The sequence below is a fragment of the Alteribacillus sp. YIM 98480 genome, from assembly GCF_009765375.1.
In the GTDB taxonomy this organism is placed as follows: domain Bacteria; phylum Bacillota; class Bacilli; order Bacillales; family Marinococcaceae; genus Alteribacillus.
On the sequence record NZ_VTOK01000022.1, the window covers coordinates 1 to 18,287 of the forward strand.

Consider the following 18,287-nt stretch of genomic DNA (forward strand, 5'->3'; position numbering starts at 1 on the left):
GTATCTTACATAATCATTAAAGAAATTAACAGACGCTTGACTTTCATTCAATTTTCAAAGGACAACTTTCCCCGCCTCAATTGGCGACTTTTATAATTTAACATTTCCCTCAAATCGTGTCAACAACTTTTTTTAAACATTTTGTTAAGACGTTTTGATTTGATGTGTAATGCGCTTTGTGTGAACAGCGACAATAAATAATTTATCACCTAAAAAGAAAACAGTCAACACTTTATTCTAATTTTTTATCATAAATTTTTATAAAACATATTTATAATGAAATACTCCTGATGTCTTTGACGGTTCTTCTACTTTTTTGACCTGGCCATTTTCCACTAAATATTGGAGTAAAATTTCAAGATCAATGACATAGTCATTTACTTCAGGGGACTTTTCCAATTCAGTATAGCTCCATCCTTCATTCTTTTTTTCCATGACCGAAGCAAGATGAGCTTTTCCTATATGTATTTTTGAACGTATAGCAAATTCTATTGCAATCATTAAAAGTTCAAGTCTTTTTTCTATTCCTTCGTCACCTACAATTAATTCATGATAAAGCTTATAAGTTTCTGGATCTACTTCTCTAACTTGTCTCCATACAGTGACTTCCGGATATAAACCTTTTTCAATAACAGACAACCTTGCCAAGTGATGAAGTGCATGTAATATATGATTAAACGCATCTAAGTAATGATGAAGGTGAAATAAAGCTTTTCCATCTTCGAACCTTCGAATTAATTTTGCAAACTCATTTCCGGTTTTTCGCAGACGATCTTCTGCCGGAAACTCACTCAAACGTAATTTCAAATTAGTGATATATTCATTTTTATTAAAAAGGATTTTACCTCTAAACAGCCAGTCTATCATTTTTCTATTCGTACCAGACAGGATCCAGTAAAATAGTTCCTCTTCTGTTACAACGTGTAACGCTGCTTCTACCCCAGAACAATTATAATGTTTTACTTTCGCAGCACTCGCTTCTTCACTGATAATTATAATAACAGCGTCAAAAAAATCAGTAAAAGGTTCTTGTCCAAATACTTTTTCGACTAATAAAACACCTTTGGTTAACGGATCACTAGCACGCTCTTGGTACAAATGACGTAACAGCCCTTCCATTCCTTTCTCCCCTTTCATATTTAATGATTCTCGCCTTTGCCGCGTACAGAGTATAACAATTATTTTTGCTATTTATGGAAAATATGTTCGACAAACCTATTAAAAACCCTTTTTCTTTTAAATCATTTCTTAATGGAAGTGCATGGTGCGTAATTAGAAATTTTTTGCTATACTTTTGAGTCAGGAGGGTAATAAATGACTGCAAAAGCAACCAACAAAATAAATCGGATAAGAACATTTGCTTTGTCTTTGGTGTTCATTGGAATTTTCGTTATGTATGTTGGCATCTTTTTTCGTTCTTCTCCTGTAATCATGACTATAACTATGCTGCTTGGTTTTATTTTTGTACTTTCAAGCAGTGCAGTATATTTCTGGATTGGCATGATCTCAACGAACACTGTGAAAGTTGAGTGTCCGAATTGCGGCAAAGTGACAAAAATACTCGGACGAGTGGATGCATGTATGTACTGTGATGAACCGTTAACAATGGATAAAAATCTTGAGGGGAAAGAATTTGACCAAAAATATAACCGCAAAATCAAAGAACATTAGAAAAACTGACCTTACCACCTAAAGGAAAGGACCCGACAAACAATACGTCCTATTCGTTGAATGTTCTTATACTGATTACCGATAAACCCCTATGCTTTTTAACAATATAGAAAAGGCTGTCCCCAATACATTTTTGGAGACAGCCTTTTCTATATTGATTAGATGATTTAGAATTAATGCTTTGAAATATTTTTACACTCCGGGCACCTGCCGTACACTTCCATTCGATGGTTGTTCACTTGAAAACCTGTTACATGCTCTGCAAGAGTTTCCACTTCGTCTAATCCAGGATAGTGAAAGTCGACAATCTTACCGCAATCAGAACAAATCACATGATAATGGTCCGTAGTCACACAATCGAAACGACTGGAAGAATCTCCATAAGTTAGTTCTTTTACAATCCCGACTTCTTTAAAAACACGAAGATTATTATAAACTGTTGCAACGCTCATATTTGGGAATTTCCCTTCGAGGGCCTTGTATATTTCATCTGCCGTCGGATGGCTCATCGAATCAAACAAAAATTCCAAAATGGCATGACGTTGCGGAGTCATGCGAACCTTCGTTTTCTTTAAAGCATCAACTGCTTCTTGAAGTTGTTCGTTCGCCATCGTCATGCACCTCTCTTTCCTTATAAAACAATTCTTACATTATAATTCTTATAATTTATTTTATCTGATTAGAATGAACGTTGTCAATAAAGGCGTTGCCATTAGAATGTTATGAAGATGATTTAGCAAACAGCATAGCATCTTCTGCAGCTAAGATAAAAGAAGTATACCGGTTTGAGGTTTCAGATCGTTTACGCTTCTTCTTTTCATATGATATGCAGATTTCTTTTAAATCTTGCTTTAATTGTTCAATTTTCTCACTATGAACACCAAATAAGAAAGTGGTGTTTCCTTTTTTTAAAAAACCGCCGCTGCTTGACAGCTCCGTCATTTGATATCCTTTTTTCTGCATTTGCTTTTCGACTTCTGCTGTATAAAAATCGTTGACGATACAGACCATTAAATTCACTTTAGATTCCCCCTCATGCTTTTTTCATTTGGCAATAGATTTATTTCCCCATATTAATAGCCGCGTTTTACATCTACCTCATTTATAAATCGATTCTCTCCTTTCCGATAAACCTTTAAATTTTGCTTAAAAATATCCATAGCACGCGGAAGGTAATAACTTGAAATGCCTGAAATATGAGGAGTGACGGTTACGTTATCCATCTCCCAAAAAGGATGATCTTCTGGTAATGGTTCCTGATCAAACACATCTAATATAGCATGGGCAATTTCACCATTATGTAAGGCATTTATGAGTGCTTCTTCATCAAGGGTTTGTCCCCTTCCTATATTTATAAAAACAGCCTCTTTTTTCATTGTTTTAAATGCCTTTTTGCCAATAAAATGGTGTGTTTCTCGAGTAGCAGGAAGGACAGAAACGACATAATCAGCTTCTTCTAATAGAACCTCTAAATTATTTCTCGTCACAGTTTCATCTATATATTCAACCTGTGATCCATTCTTATTTAAACCGATTGTTTGGAGGCCGAAAGCTTTTGATAGCCTGGCTATCTCTTGTCCGATTGCTCCGGCTCCCAAAATTCCAATCGACTGCTGATTAATTTCTGTCATCTCTACTTTTCGATTCCAATGTTTCCTTTTCTCCTGTTCTTTTAAAACATCTGATTTTCTAGCATATTGAAGGATCATAGACATGGTATATTCAGCCATTGGTTTTTTATGAATTCCTTTAGCATTCGTTACTAAGATTCCTTTGTCATAAATAGCCTCAAAGGGCATTAAATCCATCCCAGCCGATATAACCATTATCCATTTTAGCATTTTTGCTTCTTCAATGTCCTGTACGGTTAAATCCTCACCGAGTGTAATTAAAATTTCTGCATCTTTTAAGTGAGGTTTTGCTTCATCTATATTTGAGCAAAACCTAAAGCTTTCATTTGTAAAATTAGTTTTTAATTCCTTACGTAATTCAGCTGTCAGCATTGAAGTAGAGAGTATGGACACTATCAGTCTGCCCCTTTTTTTATAAATTTTCTTTGATGTAATTCAGCGCTTCTTTCACATGACCCTTTACTTTTACTTTCCTCCATTCTTTAACCAGCTTTCCATCTTTATCAATAATAAAGGTAGATCGCACGATTCCCATATATTCTTTACCGAAATTTTTCTTTAACTGCCATACATCATATGCTGCTGCGGCTTTTTTATCTTCATCGGCAAGCAGCAAAAACGGTAACCCGTGTTTATCAATAAATTTTTGATGTTTTTTGATTGGGTCAGGGCTTACACCAAGGATAACTGTATTCGTCCCCTCAAATTCTTCAGCATTATCCCGAAAGTCACAAGCTTCTGTAGTACATCCAGGGGTCATGTCTTTTGGATAAAAATAAAGAACAATGTTTTGTCCTCTATAATCAGACAGACTAACTTTCTCCCCATTACTTGCCGGCAGAGTAAAATCTGGTGCTTTGTTTCCAACTGGTACAGACATTTTTTTCATCCTTTCTATTTTATTTGTATATATAAGCGTACCTTCATTTCATCTATTTAACAAATAAACTGAATAGATCTTTTATCTCCTATCAAATTTATGCTTAAATGGTACAATGAATAAGGATTTTCAAAGGAGGAGCTTAGATTGGAAAAAACTCATTCAGAAACATTATATAAAGAAGCGTGTGAACATATTGTTGGAGGAGTAAACAGCCCTTCGCGCTCTTTTAAAGGTGTGGGCGGCGGAACACCTATATTTATGGAAAAAGGAGAGGGAGCATATTTTTACGATGTTGACGGGAACAAATACATAGATTACTTAGGAGCTTACGGCCCCATTATAACCGGTCATGCTCATCCCCACATCACCCGTGCAATTACGAATGCAGCTCAGAATGGAACTTTATATGGAACCCCTACAAAACTTGAGAACAAATTTGCTATGATGTTAAAGAACTCGATTCCTTCTTTAGAAAAAGTGCGTTTTGTTAATTCAGGTACAGAAGCAGTTATGACAACGATCCGTGTGGCGAGGGCTTACACGGGCCGTAATAAAGTGATTAAATTTGCAGGCTGTTACCATGGCCACTCTGATCTTGTTTTAGTAGCTGCTGGCTCAGGTCCATCAACGCTTGGATCTCCTGATTCTGCCGGGGTGACAAAAAATATTGCCGAGGAAGTTATCACCGTTCCATTTAATGATCCCGACAACTTAAAAAAAGCCTTAGAAAAATGGGGTAATGAAGTTGCAGCCGTTTTAGTTGAGCCGATTGTAGGCAATTTTGGAATTGTTGAACCAGCTCCTGGATTTTTAGAGGCTGTTAATCAACTGGCTCATGATGCAGGAGCACTTGTCATTTACGATGAAGTGATTACAGCTTTTCGATTTATGTATGGGGGAGCGCAAAATTTGCTAGGTGTAAACCCTGATATGACAGCTATGGGAAAAATCATCGGAGGCGGCCTGCCTATTGGAGCTTATGGAGGAAGAGTCGATATTATGGAAAACGTGGCTCCTCTCGGACCAGCTTATCAAGCAGGTACGATGTCAGGGAACCCAGCTTCCATCAGCGCTGGGATCGCTTGCTTAGAAGTCCTTCAAGAAAAGGGAGTATATGAAAAATTAGATTACTTAGGTTCTCGTTTAGAAGACGGTTTAAATAACATTATTAAAACTCACACGGTACCAGCTACTGTCAATCGCTTAAAAGGCGCATTAACTCTTTATTTCACTTCAGAAAAAGTACAAAACTATGATGATGCTGACAACAGTAACGATTTACTTTTTAGTAAGTTTTTTAGAAAAATGCTTAACCAGGGAATCAATTTAGCTCCTTCAAAATACGAAGCATGGTTTATCACTACAGCTCATGAGGAAAAAGACATTGAAGAAACGCTAAAAGCAGCAGAAAAAACGTTTGATGAAATAGAAAAAGAACAGTGAAGTTGCTTTTTTATGGATACTCATTTCCTTTCGTGGAAATATAAAGAAACAGTAATCGACCTTGCACGTAAATGACATCAAAAACCTGTCGGATTCTGCCGATGGGAAAGAAAGGAATCGAACGCTTTCATGAAACTCGGGGCAAGAATTTTCAAAACTGGCCTTTCCATTGTTTTAGCTATGTATGCTGCTGCGTGGGCAGGCCTTGAGCCCTCGTTTTTCGCAGCAATTTCAGCTACTTTTGCAATCCAACCCTCTATTTATAAAACGTATCAAACGATACTTGAACAAATTCAAGCAAATGTTATCGGTGCAGCTATCGCTATTTTATTTGCAATAACATTCGGTCACGATCCAGTTATCATAGGAACAGCAGTTATACTTGCTATTGTAATTATTTTAAAATTAAAGCTTGAATCATCTGCTATATCGCTAGCTCTCGTTACGATAATAATTATTATGGGCAATCCGCAAGAAGGATTTTTATTCTTTGCATTTGAACGATTTTCATTAATAATGCTTGGGGTTTTTGCAGCATTTATTGTTAACCTAATTTTTTTACCCCCTAAACACGAAACAAAATTATATTATAAAATTTCTGATCTAACAGAAGAAGTTATCCGCTGGATCAGACTTATTACTAGACATGAGACAAACCAGCAATCACTAAAAAAAGATATCCCGTTAATAAATGAATCGATCATTAAATTAGACAATTTGTACCTGCTTTATAAAGAGGAACGTAATTATTTTCTTAAAAACAAATTAAGCAAAGGACGCAAACTTGTTGTATTTAAACAAATGATTGTAACGTTAAATAAATCATTTGTCATTCTTAAAACATTTGATCGTTATGAAAATGAAATTCAACATATGCCAGACCGTATGCAGAAATTAATTAAACAACAGCTAGATTACCTGACAGATTACCACGATAGAATTTTGCTTCGATATGTAGGAAAAGTAAATATACACTTAACTGAAGAAATGGCCGAAGAAGTGGATGAAGGAAGAGAGTCTTTAACAGATTTATTTATGGATTTATATGATCATAAAGCAATTGATCGTGAAGAATGGCTTCACATTCTTCCTGTCGTATCTCACATTATTGAATACAATGAGCAGCTAGAACATTTAGACACTCTGGTAGAAAGCTTTTTTAGCTATCATAAATCTGATAATAACGTAGATATTGAAAAAAGAACAGAGTAATCAACTCTTACTTTATATATAAAGGAGGCAGTCGATTATATTCGCGCTGCCTCCTTTTTCACCCTAAACGTTTTGTACTTCAAACAACTTTCGATAAGAACCTTCATGCTGCATTAATTGAGAGTGATTACCTGATTCAACGACTGTACCATCTTCTATTACAATAATCCGGTCAGCATGCGTGATCGTTGAAAGTCGGTGAGCCACAATAAATGTTGTTCTATTTTTAGCCAGGTTTTGCATTGCTTCTTGGATAAGATGCTCACTTTCCAAATCGAGAGCCGAGGTAGCTTCGTCAAAAATCAAAATCGGCGGATTTTTTAAAAATACCCTCGCAATTGCAATTCTTTGTTTTTGACCTCCAGATAATTTCACCCCGCGCTCTCCTACCGGAGTGTCATAACCATTTGGAAGTTGATTGATAAAACCGTCTGCGTTTGCTGCTTTGGCTGCTTCCACTACTTCTTGATGGGTTGCATGAGGATTGCCCATTAATATATTCATTTTTACAGAATCACTAAATAAAATATTGTCTTGGAGAACCATCCCAATTTTGTCTCTAAGGGTTCGTACTTCATAATCGCGAATATCTATTCCATCTAGTTTTATCGCACCGGAACTGACATCATAAAACCTTGGAATAAGACTGACTAATGTACTTTTCCCTCCACCGCTCATTCCAACCAAAGCAATTGTTTCTCCAGCTTTTACGGATAAATTAATATTATCTAATACGATTTCACTATTTTCTTCATATTGAAATATAACATTGTTAAATTCTATAGCTCCGCTCGTGTGCTCAAGTGGTACAGCAGTACTCTTATCTTCAATATCGTATTTTTCATCTACAAATTCAAAAACACGATCCATCGAAGCTATGGATTGCGTTAATGTTGTAGAAGAATTGACCAACCTCCTTAATGGGTTATACAAACGCTCCATGTATGAAACAAATGCTACCATCTCACCGACCTCAAGCCCTGATGTTAGCACAAAGTAACCCGCAGCTAGTATAACAATTAATGGAGCGATGTCTGTAATCGTATTTACGACGGCGAATGTCTTTGCATTCCATTTTGTATGATCTATCGCTTTATTAAGAAAATGACGGTTTCTCTTTCCAAATTGCTCTTGCTCATAATCTTCTAGCGCAAAGCTTCTGATTACATTCATCCCTTGCACCCGTTCATGTAAGTGGCCTTGTACATCTGCTAATGCTTGTGAGCGGATTTTAGTTAAATCACGCAGTCTTGAGTAAAAATATTTGATTGAAAAAACATACAAAGGAAATAACGCAAGAGCAACTAATGTTAACCAGCTATTCATCGTTAACATGATAATCACTGCAATAACAATCGTTACCATGTCGAGCCAAATATTCATTAACCCCGTAATAACAAAATTTTTCGTTTGTTCGACATCATGTATTACCCGGGAAATGATTTCGCCAGCTTTTCGATTTGAATAAAACCGCAAGCTTAACTTTTGAATATGAGCAAATAATTGATCTCTAATGTCGTATAAAACCTTACTGCCCGTCCATTGAGCAAAATATTGCCGATAATATTCAATCGGGGGTCTTAATACAAGAAAAGCTAGAATTGCCCCTCCAACAAGCCAAAATAACGTATTTAATTTTTCATCGGTTGCTATCGTTTCTGCTAGAATTATGTCGTCTATGACATAAGCTAAGATCAGTGGAGTTAAAAGTGGAATTCCAAATTTTAATACACCAATAATAATTGTAATAAAAATAATTTTTTTATACGGCTTTACAAATTGAAAATACCTTTTAATACTACCCATGATTCACCTCTATCAACGAAAAAACAAATAACGTTCATACCATTGTTCCACAAACTGGGGATCAAATGGCCCCTTTCTTTGATAAATCCAGCTCTGAAGTTCCTCTACGGACTTAGAAATTTGCAGATTAATTTTTTCTGGATAATTCATTTCTTCTTTATGTTTTTTGAATTCATCTTCATCTAGTAAATGATATGTCATGTCAGGAAAAACTTTTATATCTAAGTCATAATCTATATATTTCAAAGCTTCTTCATCCCATACAAAAGGAGTACCTAAGTTACAATAATAATGAATTCCATCGGCTCGAACCATCCCAATAACGTTAAACCACTTTTCTCTATGAAAATAACAAATTGCTGGTTCTCTAGTTCTCCATGTCCTTCCATCGGATTCATGAACTAGGATTCGATCGTTTCCGCCAATCACTTCTTTGGATGTACCTTGTAAGATCAGGGTTTCCTCCCAGATACGGTGAAGAGTTCCGTCATGCTTATAGCTTTGAATTTCTATTATTCTTCCGGTTTCCGGGAATTCCATGCCCTTCTCCTTCCTCTTTTCTATTCTCTATCTTATGTATTATACATCTTGTTTACTATAAAGAAAACTAAACTAAAAAATTGCTTCTTCTTTATAAATATTATCAGTTTTTCTGCTGCCAGTTTGAACATGTTTATGAAAAAGGAAGGGAGGGAAAAGTTCAGTAAATTAAAATAGGGAGGAAGTGTTATGGCAAGAAGAACTCCGGATCATGAATATGAAGAAAGACATATAGAGAAAAAAGAAGATAAATCTAATGTAGCAGCCACCTTTATAAAATATTTTGCATACGTCCTTATCTTTTTTGGATTTTTATGGTTTTTAGTAAACTATGTTTTCCCTATGTTTTAATAAAACAGAGTAGCTAAGTAAAGCGCAAGCGCCTTGCTCACGAGCGACAAGTCCTGGAGGGGCGGCATATGGAAAGCTGATCTTTGCTTTCCATTGACGAACCGAAGGAATCTCAAGCTAGTAGGCGCTTGCGCTAGACCATGTAAAACCCCAAATATTTACCTTTTAAAAAAAAGGGCTCCTCGGAAGCAACCCTTCCAAAGAGCCCTTTTTTGTCCTAGTTATTGCTGACGTTGGTTCGGCTGTTGCTGATTCTGTTGTTTCTTTTGTTGAGACTGTTGATTTTGTTGTCTTACTTGCTGTGCATCAGTTTCGCTTGCAAATTCAGTCTGCTGGCTTTGATTTCTAGCAGCTGCTGCGTTTTGCTGGCGAACTTTTTGTGCGTTAGTTTGTGAAGCGTTTTGTTGTTGGTTTTGATTTCTATCCATCTTATTCACCTCCACATGGATTAACTTGCCCCTGAAAGACAGAATTTATCCATAAAGAAATGAAAAATTTTTTAGGTTAAAAGAGAAATGCCTCCATCAATAACGATCGTCTGCCCCCGAATCATCGATGCTTCATCTGAAATCAAAAACATAACCCCGTTTACTAAATCCGTCATGTCTACCATTCGGCCGGCAGGTGTCTTTTTCTTTGCTTCTTCTAATAACTCTTCGCGGTTAGGAAAATGCGTTAATGCTTCAGTATCAACAGCTCCGCCAGATACAGCATTAACCACAATACCTTTCTCAGAAAGTTCTACAGCCAAATATCGTGTCAGTGCTTCAACAGCTGCTTTTGAAACCCCAACGGCTGTATAATTTTTTAAATAGCGCTGAGAACCTAAGGAACTCAAACTTACAATTTTACCGCCATTATTTTTTTCCATTAATTTAGCCGCTTCCTGAGCACAGAACAATAATGCTTTACTATTAATATTCATCGTCCAATCCCAATGATTTTCTTCTAATTCCATAGCTGGTCTTAGAACTCCAGAAGCTGCATTATTTACAAACACATCCAAACGACCAAATGTTTCATTCACTGTCGAAAACAATTCTTTGATTTTTTCCGTTTTTCCTACATTCGCTTTCACGATGGCTGCTTTTACTCCTAATGATTCAACTTCATCAGCAGTTTCCATTGCTTTTGTTTTACTTCGAGCATAGTTAATGACGATATTATATCCTTTTTCAGCTAACTTTAAAGCGATTTGTTTTCCTATTCCTCTGCTGCTGCCAGTGACAAGTGCTACTTTATTCTCCATTCTTTTCCTCCTATACCTTTAGACAATCTTCAAATATTATAACGTATAAGGTTTCCTCCTCACAGATAAAATAATGTTAAAAAGAGGTGAGGCTGCATGTATGTTGGGCGTGATTTCTCTGAATTAGTAATGACTTCCAAAAAGAACTGGACTGATAAAGAACTTGCTCATTTTCATGAAAGCTTTCAGCAAATACTGCCATATCTAAACTCTGAAGGCGGCATGATTTATCGAGAAATAATGGAAGAAATAAAAAACAGACATTCTTTTTATCTTAATGAAGCAAGCTGGGAACGTGGTTCAACCATTCATCCCGAATAAATAATCCTATGCAGAACTGTCCCAAAACTTGGAGGGACAGTTTTTTGTTTGACAGCATTCCGCGCAGCTGCCTTGTTCATTATGGCAATAAGAGTTAGATCGGTTATTTCATGTTAATAATTATTATCTCATGTACCCATAAAACACCTTTTATCCTTTATAATAAGTGTAGAAAGGATGGTCTATTCATGATACAACCAGCACAACGAATGAACGCGCTTTCTTCAAGTGTTTTCACAGAGTTGGCAGAGAAAAAAAATAAAAAAATACAAGCCGGCGAAAATATGATCGATTTAAGTATTGGGAGTCCAGATCTTCCACCACCGGAATCTGTAAGGTCTATTCTTTCCAAAGAAGTAAGAAAAGAAGATCAGTACGGGTATTCTCTTAAGGGAACAAAGGAATTTCAGGAAGCCGTTGTTTACTACTATAATCAGCAATTTGATATTGCTTTAAATCCAGAAGAAGTATTGCAGCTTATGGGGTCTCAAGATGGGCTTGCCCATTTAGCACTGGCTTATTTAGACCCTGATGATTACATTATAACTCCTGACCCAGGTTATCCTATTTATTCTGCTTGCGCTTCCCTGGCAGATGCCCAATTGTATACTGTTCCCGTGCATGAAGAAAATCATTTCATGCCCGACTTTGAACATATTCCTATAGAGATAATAAAAAAAGCAAAAATGATGATTCTAAATTATCCTGGTAACCCGACTGCAGCCATGGCCGATTTAAACTATTTTAAACAAGCGGTATCTTTCGGATTAGAACATAACATTTTAATTGTCCACGATTTTGCGTATGCAGAACTCGTTTTTTCCAATCAAAACCCTTTAAGTATATTTCATATTCCTGAGGCAAAAAAAATAGCAGTTGAATTTAATTCTTTATCTAAAAGTTTCAACATGGCCGGGACACGAATTGGTTACTTAATAGGCTTTCCGTCTTATTTAAAACCTCTGGCTGATATTAAATCTAATATAGATTACGGTGTTTTTCAGCCTGTTCAAAAAGCAGCTGCCTATGCTTTAACCAATGAACTTGCTTATTTAAAACATCACCGCAGTGTGTATAAAAAAAGGCGTGATGTCTTTATCAGCGTATTGCATGAAAAAGGCTGGAAAGTACGCATTCCTGATGGAGGGATGTTTATCTGGGCAAAAGTCCCTGCTCCGTATACATCTTTGTCTTTTTCATTGGAAGCTTTAGAATACGGTGTAGTTGTAACCCCTGGAAATGCTTTTGGAGCTGGCGGTGAAGGGTATGTTCGTATCGCTCTTGTACAAGAAGAAGATTTACTAAAAAAAGCAGGCGAAAGATTGGCTGCCCTTATAAATAAGTACTAAGATCATATATTCGCTAAGGAGGCTGAAACAATGAAAGCTGTTGTTTTTAATCAATACGGAGGTCCAGAAGTGTTAGAAACTGCATCTGTTGAAAATCCTTTACCAAAACCTGATGAAATATTAGTAAAAGTAAAAGCTAGTGGAATTAACCCTGTTGATACTTATTTTCGGAAAGGAATAAGGGAAGTTCCGTCCTTTCCTCATATTCCCCATTTTGATTTAGCGGGAGTTGTAGTAGAAGTTGGGGCTAATGTTGAGTCCTTGCAAATAGGAGACAGAGTTTGGGCGACAAACATAAAAGGTACAGCGGCTGAATTTGTAACAGCTTCTGTTGATTATGTCTATCGATTACCTGACAATATAAGCTTTGAAGAAGGAGCCACTTTAGGAATTCCAGTACTTACCGCACATTTATCTTTATATAATAGAGCTCAATTAAAACCAAGAGAAAATGTATTAATTTATGGTGCTTCAGGTGCAGTTGGAAACGCAGCAGTACAATTAGCTGTTGAAACTGGCGCAACAGTAATCGCTACAGCCAGCTCGAAGGTAAAAGAAAATATAGCGAAGAAAGCAGGAGCTCACCACGTTATTAATTACAAAAACGAAAGTCTTGAAGAAAAAGTAGTGGATGCAACACACAATGAAGGTATCGATGTCATTTTAGATATGTCTTTAAGTGAAAACATGGAAAGTGATTTTAACTTGTTGAAAACCGGTGGAAGGATTGTAGCAATAGGCTCTCCCAAGAATAATGCACCTGAGCTTCCTTGGCGTTTACTAAATCAAAAACACGCGTCGTTATTAGGTGTATTATTATTCACTGCCCCGGTTGATGTCCTGCAACATGCAGCTGCCGAAATAAATGATTCTCTGGCAAGTGGAAGTCTTAGGCCTCACCTTGCGAAATCTTTCAAATTAGAAGAAGCTGAAAAGGCTCATAAAGCGCTTGAAGCTAATACATTTAATGGAAACATTGTTTTACAAATTGGTTAATTTTTATTCAGTGTAATTTATTCCTATAGAGGGTATAGCGTCTCTAAAAAGAAAAAGGAGAGATTTCAATGGAGCGCAATACCTATTATGTACAATTAGAACCCTCTATTATGGGGATTTCTGATGTCAAAACGAGTGAAAATACAATTCAATATGAGATAAAGGCTACACCAAAAGAAAAACAAACATTAGAGAAAAAAATGAATGCTGTACAAAAAGAAGATTTAAGCGGGGGTCAAATATTAGCTCGTGTGCATGATGAATCCAAAGCAGATCATGCAAAAAATGAAATGCAAACAGAAATGAAAGAACTTTATCAAAAGATCTATGAGCTTGGAACGCCAGCAACTAGAGAATTATTTGAAGAACTAGGAATTGATTCCTTGTAAAACATTAAAAAAATTGGCTGGACACCAAGCCCTTTTGCTTTTTAACAGTACATTCAAAAGATTAGTTTTAAGGGTTTTTCACTAGCAACTGGAATATGCGAGAATTCTAAAGGAATTAGGGCAATATAAAGACCCTGAAGTAAAGGATTTGCTCACAAGGAGACGAAACCGTCGCACGTGTGCCTAGAAAGTGAAAACAAGTATATTCCAGTGCTCTTGCCAAAAACTGACTATGGGACGCCTCCTTTTATAATGTATAAAAAATGTAAGGAAACGCAAAATATTAAATAACTGATAAGGAGGCAATCCCAATGAATAAACAAAAGTATTACGTAAATTTAAACCCTATCAGCATGGATGATGTGAGCAAAGTAAAAATTCCAGACAGCACCCTTATCCAATACGAAATTGAAGCTACTCCAGAAGAGTTAGAGCAATTAGATAATCTCTTAAATGAAACACAAGACCATGATATGGAAATTCGAAATCTTTTTTCATTTCGGCATTTTGATGAATCCATGACAGAAACGGATCAACATGAATACCAGCGTGGCATGGATAAAATTTTTGATATGTTATACGAACTTGGCACGCCAGAAACAAAAAAACAAATCAAGGAACTCCATCTGCAAAACCATGAACAAAAAAAGAATATGAGAAAACAATAACCAATAAATTGTCTTTTGTTACCCTTATGCTTTTATATAATCTGCGGTGCTGCCAAATAAGGAAATATTCTTTTGCTTCTCAATCATTGAAACATTGCATAAGAACAGCCAGCGTTTAGCAATAATACTGGTTTGACCATTATTCAGTATGGGCAGTACATAGGGGCATACACACACGTATATGAAAAAATGATAACTCTACTACATATTCATCTTAGATTGACCGCCGTCTACATTTACACTTGCACCGGTTACCCATGAAGCTTTGGCTGATGCAAGAAATGTTACGACATTAGCCACTTCTTCTACTGTCCCAAACCGTCCAGCTGGAATTTCTCGTTGAACAAATTCATTAATCTTTTTTGGGTCATCCTCGAAACGTTTCTGCCAATTGCCACTAGGATGCAAAATGGCACCTGGTGCTACAGAGTTTACTCTTATACCTTCTTTGACAGCTTCGTCAGCAAACGCTTTCGTAAAACTAATTAATGCAGCTTTAGAATTGTTGTATGTAGGCTTTCCACCTGATTCTCTTCCAAAGATAGAAGTAATATTAATGATGCTTCCTGCCTGGTTTTTTTTCATAACGGAAAAAGCCATCTTGCTAAAATGTACAGCAGAAAAGTAGTTTAAATTCATTGCTTTTTCAAAATCTGCCATAGTTGTATCTTCTACTTTTCCCCCGCTGCTTCCCCCTACATTGTTAACAAGAATGTCTACCGCTGAAAATTTATCTACAAATTCTTTAAACGCTCTTTTTCTCTCCTCTTCATACAGTAAATCAGCTTTTATTGTATAAACATCCTTTAAATTATCCTTTGCCTCCTTTAACCCTTCTTCCGAACGGGCCACAATACCTACTGCTGCTCCTTCTTGAATAAAAGAAGCAGCAATACCTTTACCAATGCCTTTTGATCCGCCAGTAACTAGAACTTTCTTATTTTTTAAACCTAGCTCCATTATTGATTCCCTCTTTCTTTTTGTGCTTTTAATATTTTTTGATGAGAAACCGGAAAGGCAAGCCCTTCTGTCTCTAATGGATCAAGCCACTTACAATCTTGTATGTTCTCAGGAAATTCTAGAACTTCAGCTTCATATACAGTAATGTTCCAAACCAAGTGTGAAAATACATGCTGAACTTTTTGTACTTTCGGTCCTATGTCAGCTTCTATACTAAAGCTATCTTTTAAATATGTCTGTACTGTTTCCTCTGGAGAAACACCAGCAGGGATCTCTACATTTGGATATTCCCATAATCGAGCTAATAAACCTTTTTCTCCACGTTGATGAAATAAGGTCTGGCCTTTTTTATTTTTCAATACAACCGCTGCCATTTCTTTTGCTGCTGGTGCTTTCTTTTTTTCTTTGACAGGCAGTTCATCTTGCATTCCTTCTGCCCGTGCAGCACAGTGCTTTTGTACTGGACATAGTAAACATCCAGGTGACTTGGGTGTGCAAACTAAAGCTCCTAGCTCCATGAGTGCTTGGTTAAATTCTGATGGTTTAACACCTTTTAGGAATTCAGGAATAAAGGATTCAAACACCCTTCTTGTTTTTGCTTTGCCGATGTCTTCTTTTATAAGAAGAATTCTCGAAAAAACTCTCATGACGTTCCCGTCTACTGCTGGCTCTGGCTTTTCATAAGCAATACTTAAGACAGCTCCAGCCGTATAAGGACCTACACCTTTTAAAGACGAAAATTCTTTTTTAGAAGATGGAACATCACCTCCGTATTCTTGGACTACTTCTTTTACGGCTGTTTGCAAATTACGCACTCTAGAATAATATCCTAACCCTTCCCAAGCTTTCATCACCTTCTCTTCTTTGGCCTCTGCTAACGCTTCTGGTGTAGGGAACCATTCCATAAACCGATTAAAATACGGAATGACTGTATCTACTTTTGTCTGCTGTAACATAATCTCTGAGACCCAAACACGATAGGGATCCTGATTTTTTCTCCACGGAAGCTCTCGCTTGTGGTGGTTATACCAGTCTATTAAGTTGTGTTGAAATTCATTTATATCTATTTTCTGAAGATGCTGTTCCATGATGTCCCTCCATTAACGTAATTTAAGCTCGTCTGTTTTCGCTTGAAAGGCCCAGCAATGTATTTTCTGGACTCCGCCTTCTATACAATCATCTAATTTTCCAAATATATGATGAGACTTTGAACAGCGCCACTTTCTTAAGGTATGATAGTGAGACAGTGTCGGCACTTCAAATATTTCGACAAATAAACATTGTTGGTCAGCAGCGGAAAACCACTGGAATTTTTCAACTTCATAATTTGGAAGTACTTGAGCTATCTCTTTCATGATTCTAGTGTAATTCTGTTCTTGTTCCGGTATTATTTTATATTCCATAAAAATATGAAGTTTTTCATCCATTCATCTCAACCCCTTTTTACAACCTTTATAATAGGGTATAACTAAAATAAGGTCATCCTAAAGAACGGTTTCTACATAAGAGAAAGGAGGACTATGGCAATGGATACCGCAACACATGCAGTGATGGGTATTGGACTTGGAGGTCTAGCTGTTCTCGACCCCATAGTTGCTGAAAATCCTGCAGCCTTGCAGACGGTAATGGCTGCAACCATTATCGGATCGCAAGCCCCCGACTTTGACACGATACTTAAACTAAGAAACAACGCAGTTTACATTAAATATCATCGCGGTCCCACTCATTCGGTTCCAGCCGTCCTCCTGTGGCCGCTAATTGTTTCCGGAAGTGTTTATGCCGTATCTCCTGAAATCTCCTTATTTCATTTGTGGATATGGACTTTTATTGCCGTTTTTCTACATGTATTTGTCGATATTTTTAATGCCTATGGAACTCAGGCATTATCACCGTTTACCAGACGCTGGATTGCATTAGGCGTTATTAATATTTTCGATCCGTTAATCTTTCTTGTCCATATTTTTGGTTTTATCCTTTGGCGTTACGGGGCGCCGCCAGGAATGACGTTTCTATTGCTCTACTTTTGCCTGTTTCTTTATTATGTGTGGAGATTTAAGGCACGTAATAAAGTGCTTAAACGTGCAGCTCAGTTCCATCCAGGGGCTACTCATTTTTTTATTTCCCCAACTTTTAACTGGAATAAATGGCACTTGGTCATTCGAACAAAAGAACGGCTCCATGTAACGGAATCTCGAAACGGAAAACTTCAATACTTTGAAAGTTATCCATTTGAACCCATTCCTAACGATAGGATTATTAACGCAGCTCGAAACGATCGGAACCTGGAGGCTTTCCTATCCTTTTCACCTACTTACCGTTGGATAGTATCCCAAATAGATAATGGCTGGGAAGTCAAATTTATTGACCTGCGTTATCGAAGTAAAGGCTATTATCCTTTTGTTGCTGTTGTTAGGCTGAATAAGGATTTAAGTATATATACCTCCTATACGGGCTGGATTTACAGTGATGAAACGTTAGAAAAGAAATTAAAGCAGGGGGAAAAGCTATTTAAGTAAAATAGTATTTTCCCTTTTTTAATGCTTGAAATGATCTTCTTTATTTAGTTTGTCAAATTTCATATTTGTCGCTTCATACTTGTGCAGATGAGCTCCGTATTGTTCAATCCATTTGGTAACAATTGTTTCTGTTACATTACTTCCCTTGTACTCTCTGCCAGATCTTGCTCTTGTCACTTCAAAATCTTCCCAAAGATGTTCAATCCATGTTCTGGCTTGTCCCGCTGATAAATTTGAATTGTTATCTAATAACTTTTTTGTTAGCCGTTGAAACACGTCTTCCACTTTAGTTCCCCCCCCCC

General features: G+C 36.7%; 22 protein-coding genes and 1 pseudogene. 10 read left to right on the forward strand and 13 right to left on the reverse strand.

What is annotated here, in order from left to right; genetic code table 11:
* Nucleotides 1-258 precede the first annotated feature (258 nt).
* Nucleotides 259-1,119 carry a nucleotidyltransferase-like protein gene (locus FZF09_RS20345; protein ID WP_158738399.1) on the reverse strand — a complete coding sequence of 287 codons (861 nt, stop codon included), beginning with the start codon at nucleotides 1,117-1,119 and terminating at the stop codon, nucleotides 259-261.
* Between the two features lie 195 nt (nucleotides 1,120-1,314).
* On the opposite strand from FZF09_RS20345, the gene FZF09_RS20350 reads away from it, so the two are divergent.
* Complete coding sequence (locus FZF09_RS20350) at nucleotides 1,315-1,671, forward strand: YgzB family protein (RefSeq protein ID WP_091586239.1); 357 nt, start codon at nucleotides 1,315-1,317, stop codon at nucleotides 1,669-1,671.
* Nucleotides 1,672-1,844: 173 nt separating this feature from the next.
* On the opposite strand, the gene perR is transcribed toward FZF09_RS20350, so the two are convergent.
* The 4 genes and pseudogenes from perR to bcp all read right to left on the reverse strand — a co-directional run bounded on the left by perR (nucleotide 1,845) and on the right by bcp (nucleotide 4,182).
* Nucleotides 1,845-2,282: a peroxide-responsive transcriptional repressor PerR gene (gene perR / locus FZF09_RS20355; RefSeq protein ID WP_158738400.1), complete on the reverse strand. Its 438-nt coding sequence runs from the start codon at nucleotides 2,280-2,282 to the stop codon at nucleotides 1,845-1,847.
* Between the two features lie 109 nt (nucleotides 2,283-2,391).
* Nucleotides 2,392-2,694 (reverse strand): annotated as a pseudogene (locus FZF09_RS20360) (cyclic-di-AMP receptor); the annotation flags it as partial.
* A 50-nt stretch (nucleotides 2,695-2,744) separates the two neighbouring features.
* On the reverse strand, nucleotides 2,745-3,695 hold the full coding sequence (locus tag FZF09_RS20365; RefSeq protein ID WP_158738402.1) for a D-2-hydroxyacid dehydrogenase: 951 nt from the start codon (nucleotides 3,693-3,695) through the stop codon (nucleotides 2,745-2,747).
* 19 nt (nucleotides 3,696-3,714) lie between these two features.
* The gene (gene bcp, locus FZF09_RS20370) at nucleotides 3,715-4,182 is read right to left on the reverse strand and encodes a thioredoxin-dependent thiol peroxidase (RefSeq protein ID WP_158738403.1); all 468 of its coding nucleotides are present in this window, start codon (nucleotides 4,180-4,182) and stop codon (nucleotides 3,715-3,717) included.
* Between the two features lie 147 nt (nucleotides 4,183-4,329).
* Between bcp and FZF09_RS20375 the strand changes: the two genes are divergently transcribed.
* Together FZF09_RS20375 and FZF09_RS20380 are read left to right on the forward strand one after the other, a co-directional pair.
* Nucleotides 4,330-5,628: a glutamate-1-semialdehyde 2,1-aminomutase gene (locus FZF09_RS20375; protein ID WP_158738404.1), complete on the forward strand. Its 1,299-nt coding sequence runs from the start codon at nucleotides 4,330-4,332 to the stop codon at nucleotides 5,626-5,628.
* 129 nt (nucleotides 5,629-5,757) lie between these two features.
* On the forward strand, nucleotides 5,758-6,840 hold the full coding sequence (locus tag FZF09_RS20380) for an FUSC family protein (RefSeq protein WP_158738405.1): 1,083 nt from the start codon (nucleotides 5,758-5,760) through the stop codon (nucleotides 6,838-6,840).
* Nucleotides 6,841-6,903: 63 nt separating this feature from the next.
* Here the strand turns inward: FZF09_RS20380 and FZF09_RS20385 are convergent, their stop codons facing one another.
* Together FZF09_RS20385 and ntdP are read right to left on the reverse strand one after the other, a co-directional pair.
* On the reverse strand, nucleotides 6,904-8,646 hold the full coding sequence (locus FZF09_RS20385) for an ABC transporter ATP-binding protein (protein ID WP_158738406.1): 1,743 nt from the start codon (nucleotides 8,644-8,646) through the stop codon (nucleotides 6,904-6,906).
* Between the two features lie 12 nt (nucleotides 8,647-8,658).
* On the reverse strand, nucleotides 8,659-9,186 hold the full coding sequence (gene ntdP / locus FZF09_RS20390; protein WP_158738407.1) for a nucleoside tri-diphosphate phosphatase: 528 nt from the start codon (nucleotides 9,184-9,186) through the stop codon (nucleotides 8,659-8,661).
* A 189-nt stretch (nucleotides 9,187-9,375) separates the two neighbouring features.
* Here ntdP and FZF09_RS22700 point away from each other — a divergent pair, with 189 nt between their 5' ends.
* Nucleotides 9,376-9,537: a hypothetical protein gene (locus FZF09_RS22700; RefSeq protein WP_199256836.1), complete on the forward strand. Its 162-nt coding sequence runs from the start codon at nucleotides 9,376-9,378 to the stop codon at nucleotides 9,535-9,537.
* A gap of 221 nt (nucleotides 9,538-9,758) precedes the next feature.
* Here the strand turns inward: FZF09_RS22700 and FZF09_RS20395 are convergent, their stop codons facing one another.
* Both FZF09_RS20395 and fabL read right to left on the reverse strand, forming a co-directional pair.
* Nucleotides 9,759-9,965: a gamma-type small acid-soluble spore protein gene (locus tag FZF09_RS20395; protein WP_091586211.1), complete on the reverse strand. Its 207-nt coding sequence runs from the start codon at nucleotides 9,963-9,965 to the stop codon at nucleotides 9,759-9,761.
* Nucleotides 9,966-10,036: 71 nt separating this feature from the next.
* Nucleotides 10,037-10,786 (reverse strand): enoyl-[acyl-carrier-protein] reductase FabL, encoded by a 750-nt coding sequence (gene fabL, locus FZF09_RS20400; RefSeq protein WP_158738408.1) that lies wholly within the window; start codon nucleotides 10,784-10,786, stop codon nucleotides 10,037-10,039.
* Nucleotides 10,787-10,882: 96 nt separating this feature from the next.
* Here fabL and FZF09_RS20405 point away from each other — a divergent pair, with 96 nt between their 5' ends.
* From FZF09_RS20405 to FZF09_RS20425, 5 genes are all read left to right on the forward strand, one after another.
* A complete protein-coding gene (locus tag FZF09_RS20405; protein WP_158738409.1) occupies nucleotides 10,883-11,107 on the forward strand; it encodes a cytosolic protein in 225 nt (74 codons plus the stop codon).
* 188 nt (nucleotides 11,108-11,295) lie between these two features.
* Nucleotides 11,296-12,456, forward strand: coding sequence for an LL-diaminopimelate aminotransferase (locus FZF09_RS20410; protein ID WP_158738410.1), 1,161 nt, complete (start codon nucleotides 11,296-11,298; stop codon nucleotides 12,454-12,456).
* 30 nt (nucleotides 12,457-12,486) lie between these two features.
* Nucleotides 12,487-13,452, forward strand: coding sequence for an NADPH:quinone reductase (locus tag FZF09_RS20415; protein ID WP_158738411.1), 966 nt, complete (start codon nucleotides 12,487-12,489; stop codon nucleotides 13,450-13,452).
* Between the two features lie 68 nt (nucleotides 13,453-13,520).
* The gene (locus FZF09_RS20420; RefSeq protein WP_158738412.1) at nucleotides 13,521-13,841 is read left to right on the forward strand and encodes a hypothetical protein; all 321 of its coding nucleotides are present in this window, start codon (nucleotides 13,521-13,523) and stop codon (nucleotides 13,839-13,841) included.
* A 311-nt stretch (nucleotides 13,842-14,152) separates the two neighbouring features.
* On the forward strand, nucleotides 14,153-14,509 hold the full coding sequence (locus tag FZF09_RS20425) for a hypothetical protein (protein WP_158738413.1): 357 nt from the start codon (nucleotides 14,153-14,155) through the stop codon (nucleotides 14,507-14,509).
* A 201-nt stretch (nucleotides 14,510-14,710) separates the two neighbouring features.
* Here FZF09_RS20425 and FZF09_RS20430 read toward each other — a convergent pair whose 3' ends face one another.
* From FZF09_RS20430 to FZF09_RS20440, 3 genes are read right to left on the reverse strand one after another with little or no spacing between them, the layout of a single operon-like run.
* Nucleotides 14,711-15,469, reverse strand: a complete 759-nt coding sequence (locus FZF09_RS20430) for an SDR family NAD(P)-dependent oxidoreductase (protein WP_158738414.1) — start codon at nucleotides 15,467-15,469, stop codon at nucleotides 14,711-14,713.
* Nucleotides 15,469-16,557 (reverse strand): A/G-specific adenine glycosylase, encoded by a 1,089-nt coding sequence (gene mutY, locus FZF09_RS20435; protein ID WP_158738415.1) that lies wholly within the window; start codon nucleotides 16,555-16,557, stop codon nucleotides 15,469-15,471. Before mutY ends, FZF09_RS20430 begins: the two co-directional genes overlap by 1 nt.
* Nucleotides 16,558-16,569: 12 nt before the next feature.
* Nucleotides 16,570-16,896: a hypothetical protein gene (locus tag FZF09_RS20440; protein ID WP_158738416.1), complete on the reverse strand. Its 327-nt coding sequence runs from the start codon at nucleotides 16,894-16,896 to the stop codon at nucleotides 16,570-16,572.
* Between the two features lie 99 nt (nucleotides 16,897-16,995).
* On the opposite strand from FZF09_RS20440, the gene FZF09_RS20445 reads away from it, so the two are divergent.
* Nucleotides 16,996-17,985, forward strand: coding sequence for a metal-dependent hydrolase (locus FZF09_RS20445; protein ID WP_158738417.1), 990 nt, complete (start codon nucleotides 16,996-16,998; stop codon nucleotides 17,983-17,985).
* A gap of 18 nt (nucleotides 17,986-18,003) precedes the next feature.
* Here FZF09_RS20445 and FZF09_RS20450 read toward each other — a convergent pair whose 3' ends face one another.
* Nucleotides 18,004-18,270 (reverse strand): YfhJ family protein, encoded by a 267-nt coding sequence (locus FZF09_RS20450; protein WP_158738418.1) that lies wholly within the window; start codon nucleotides 18,268-18,270, stop codon nucleotides 18,004-18,006.
* Nucleotides 18,271-18,287: the final 17 nt, after the last annotated feature.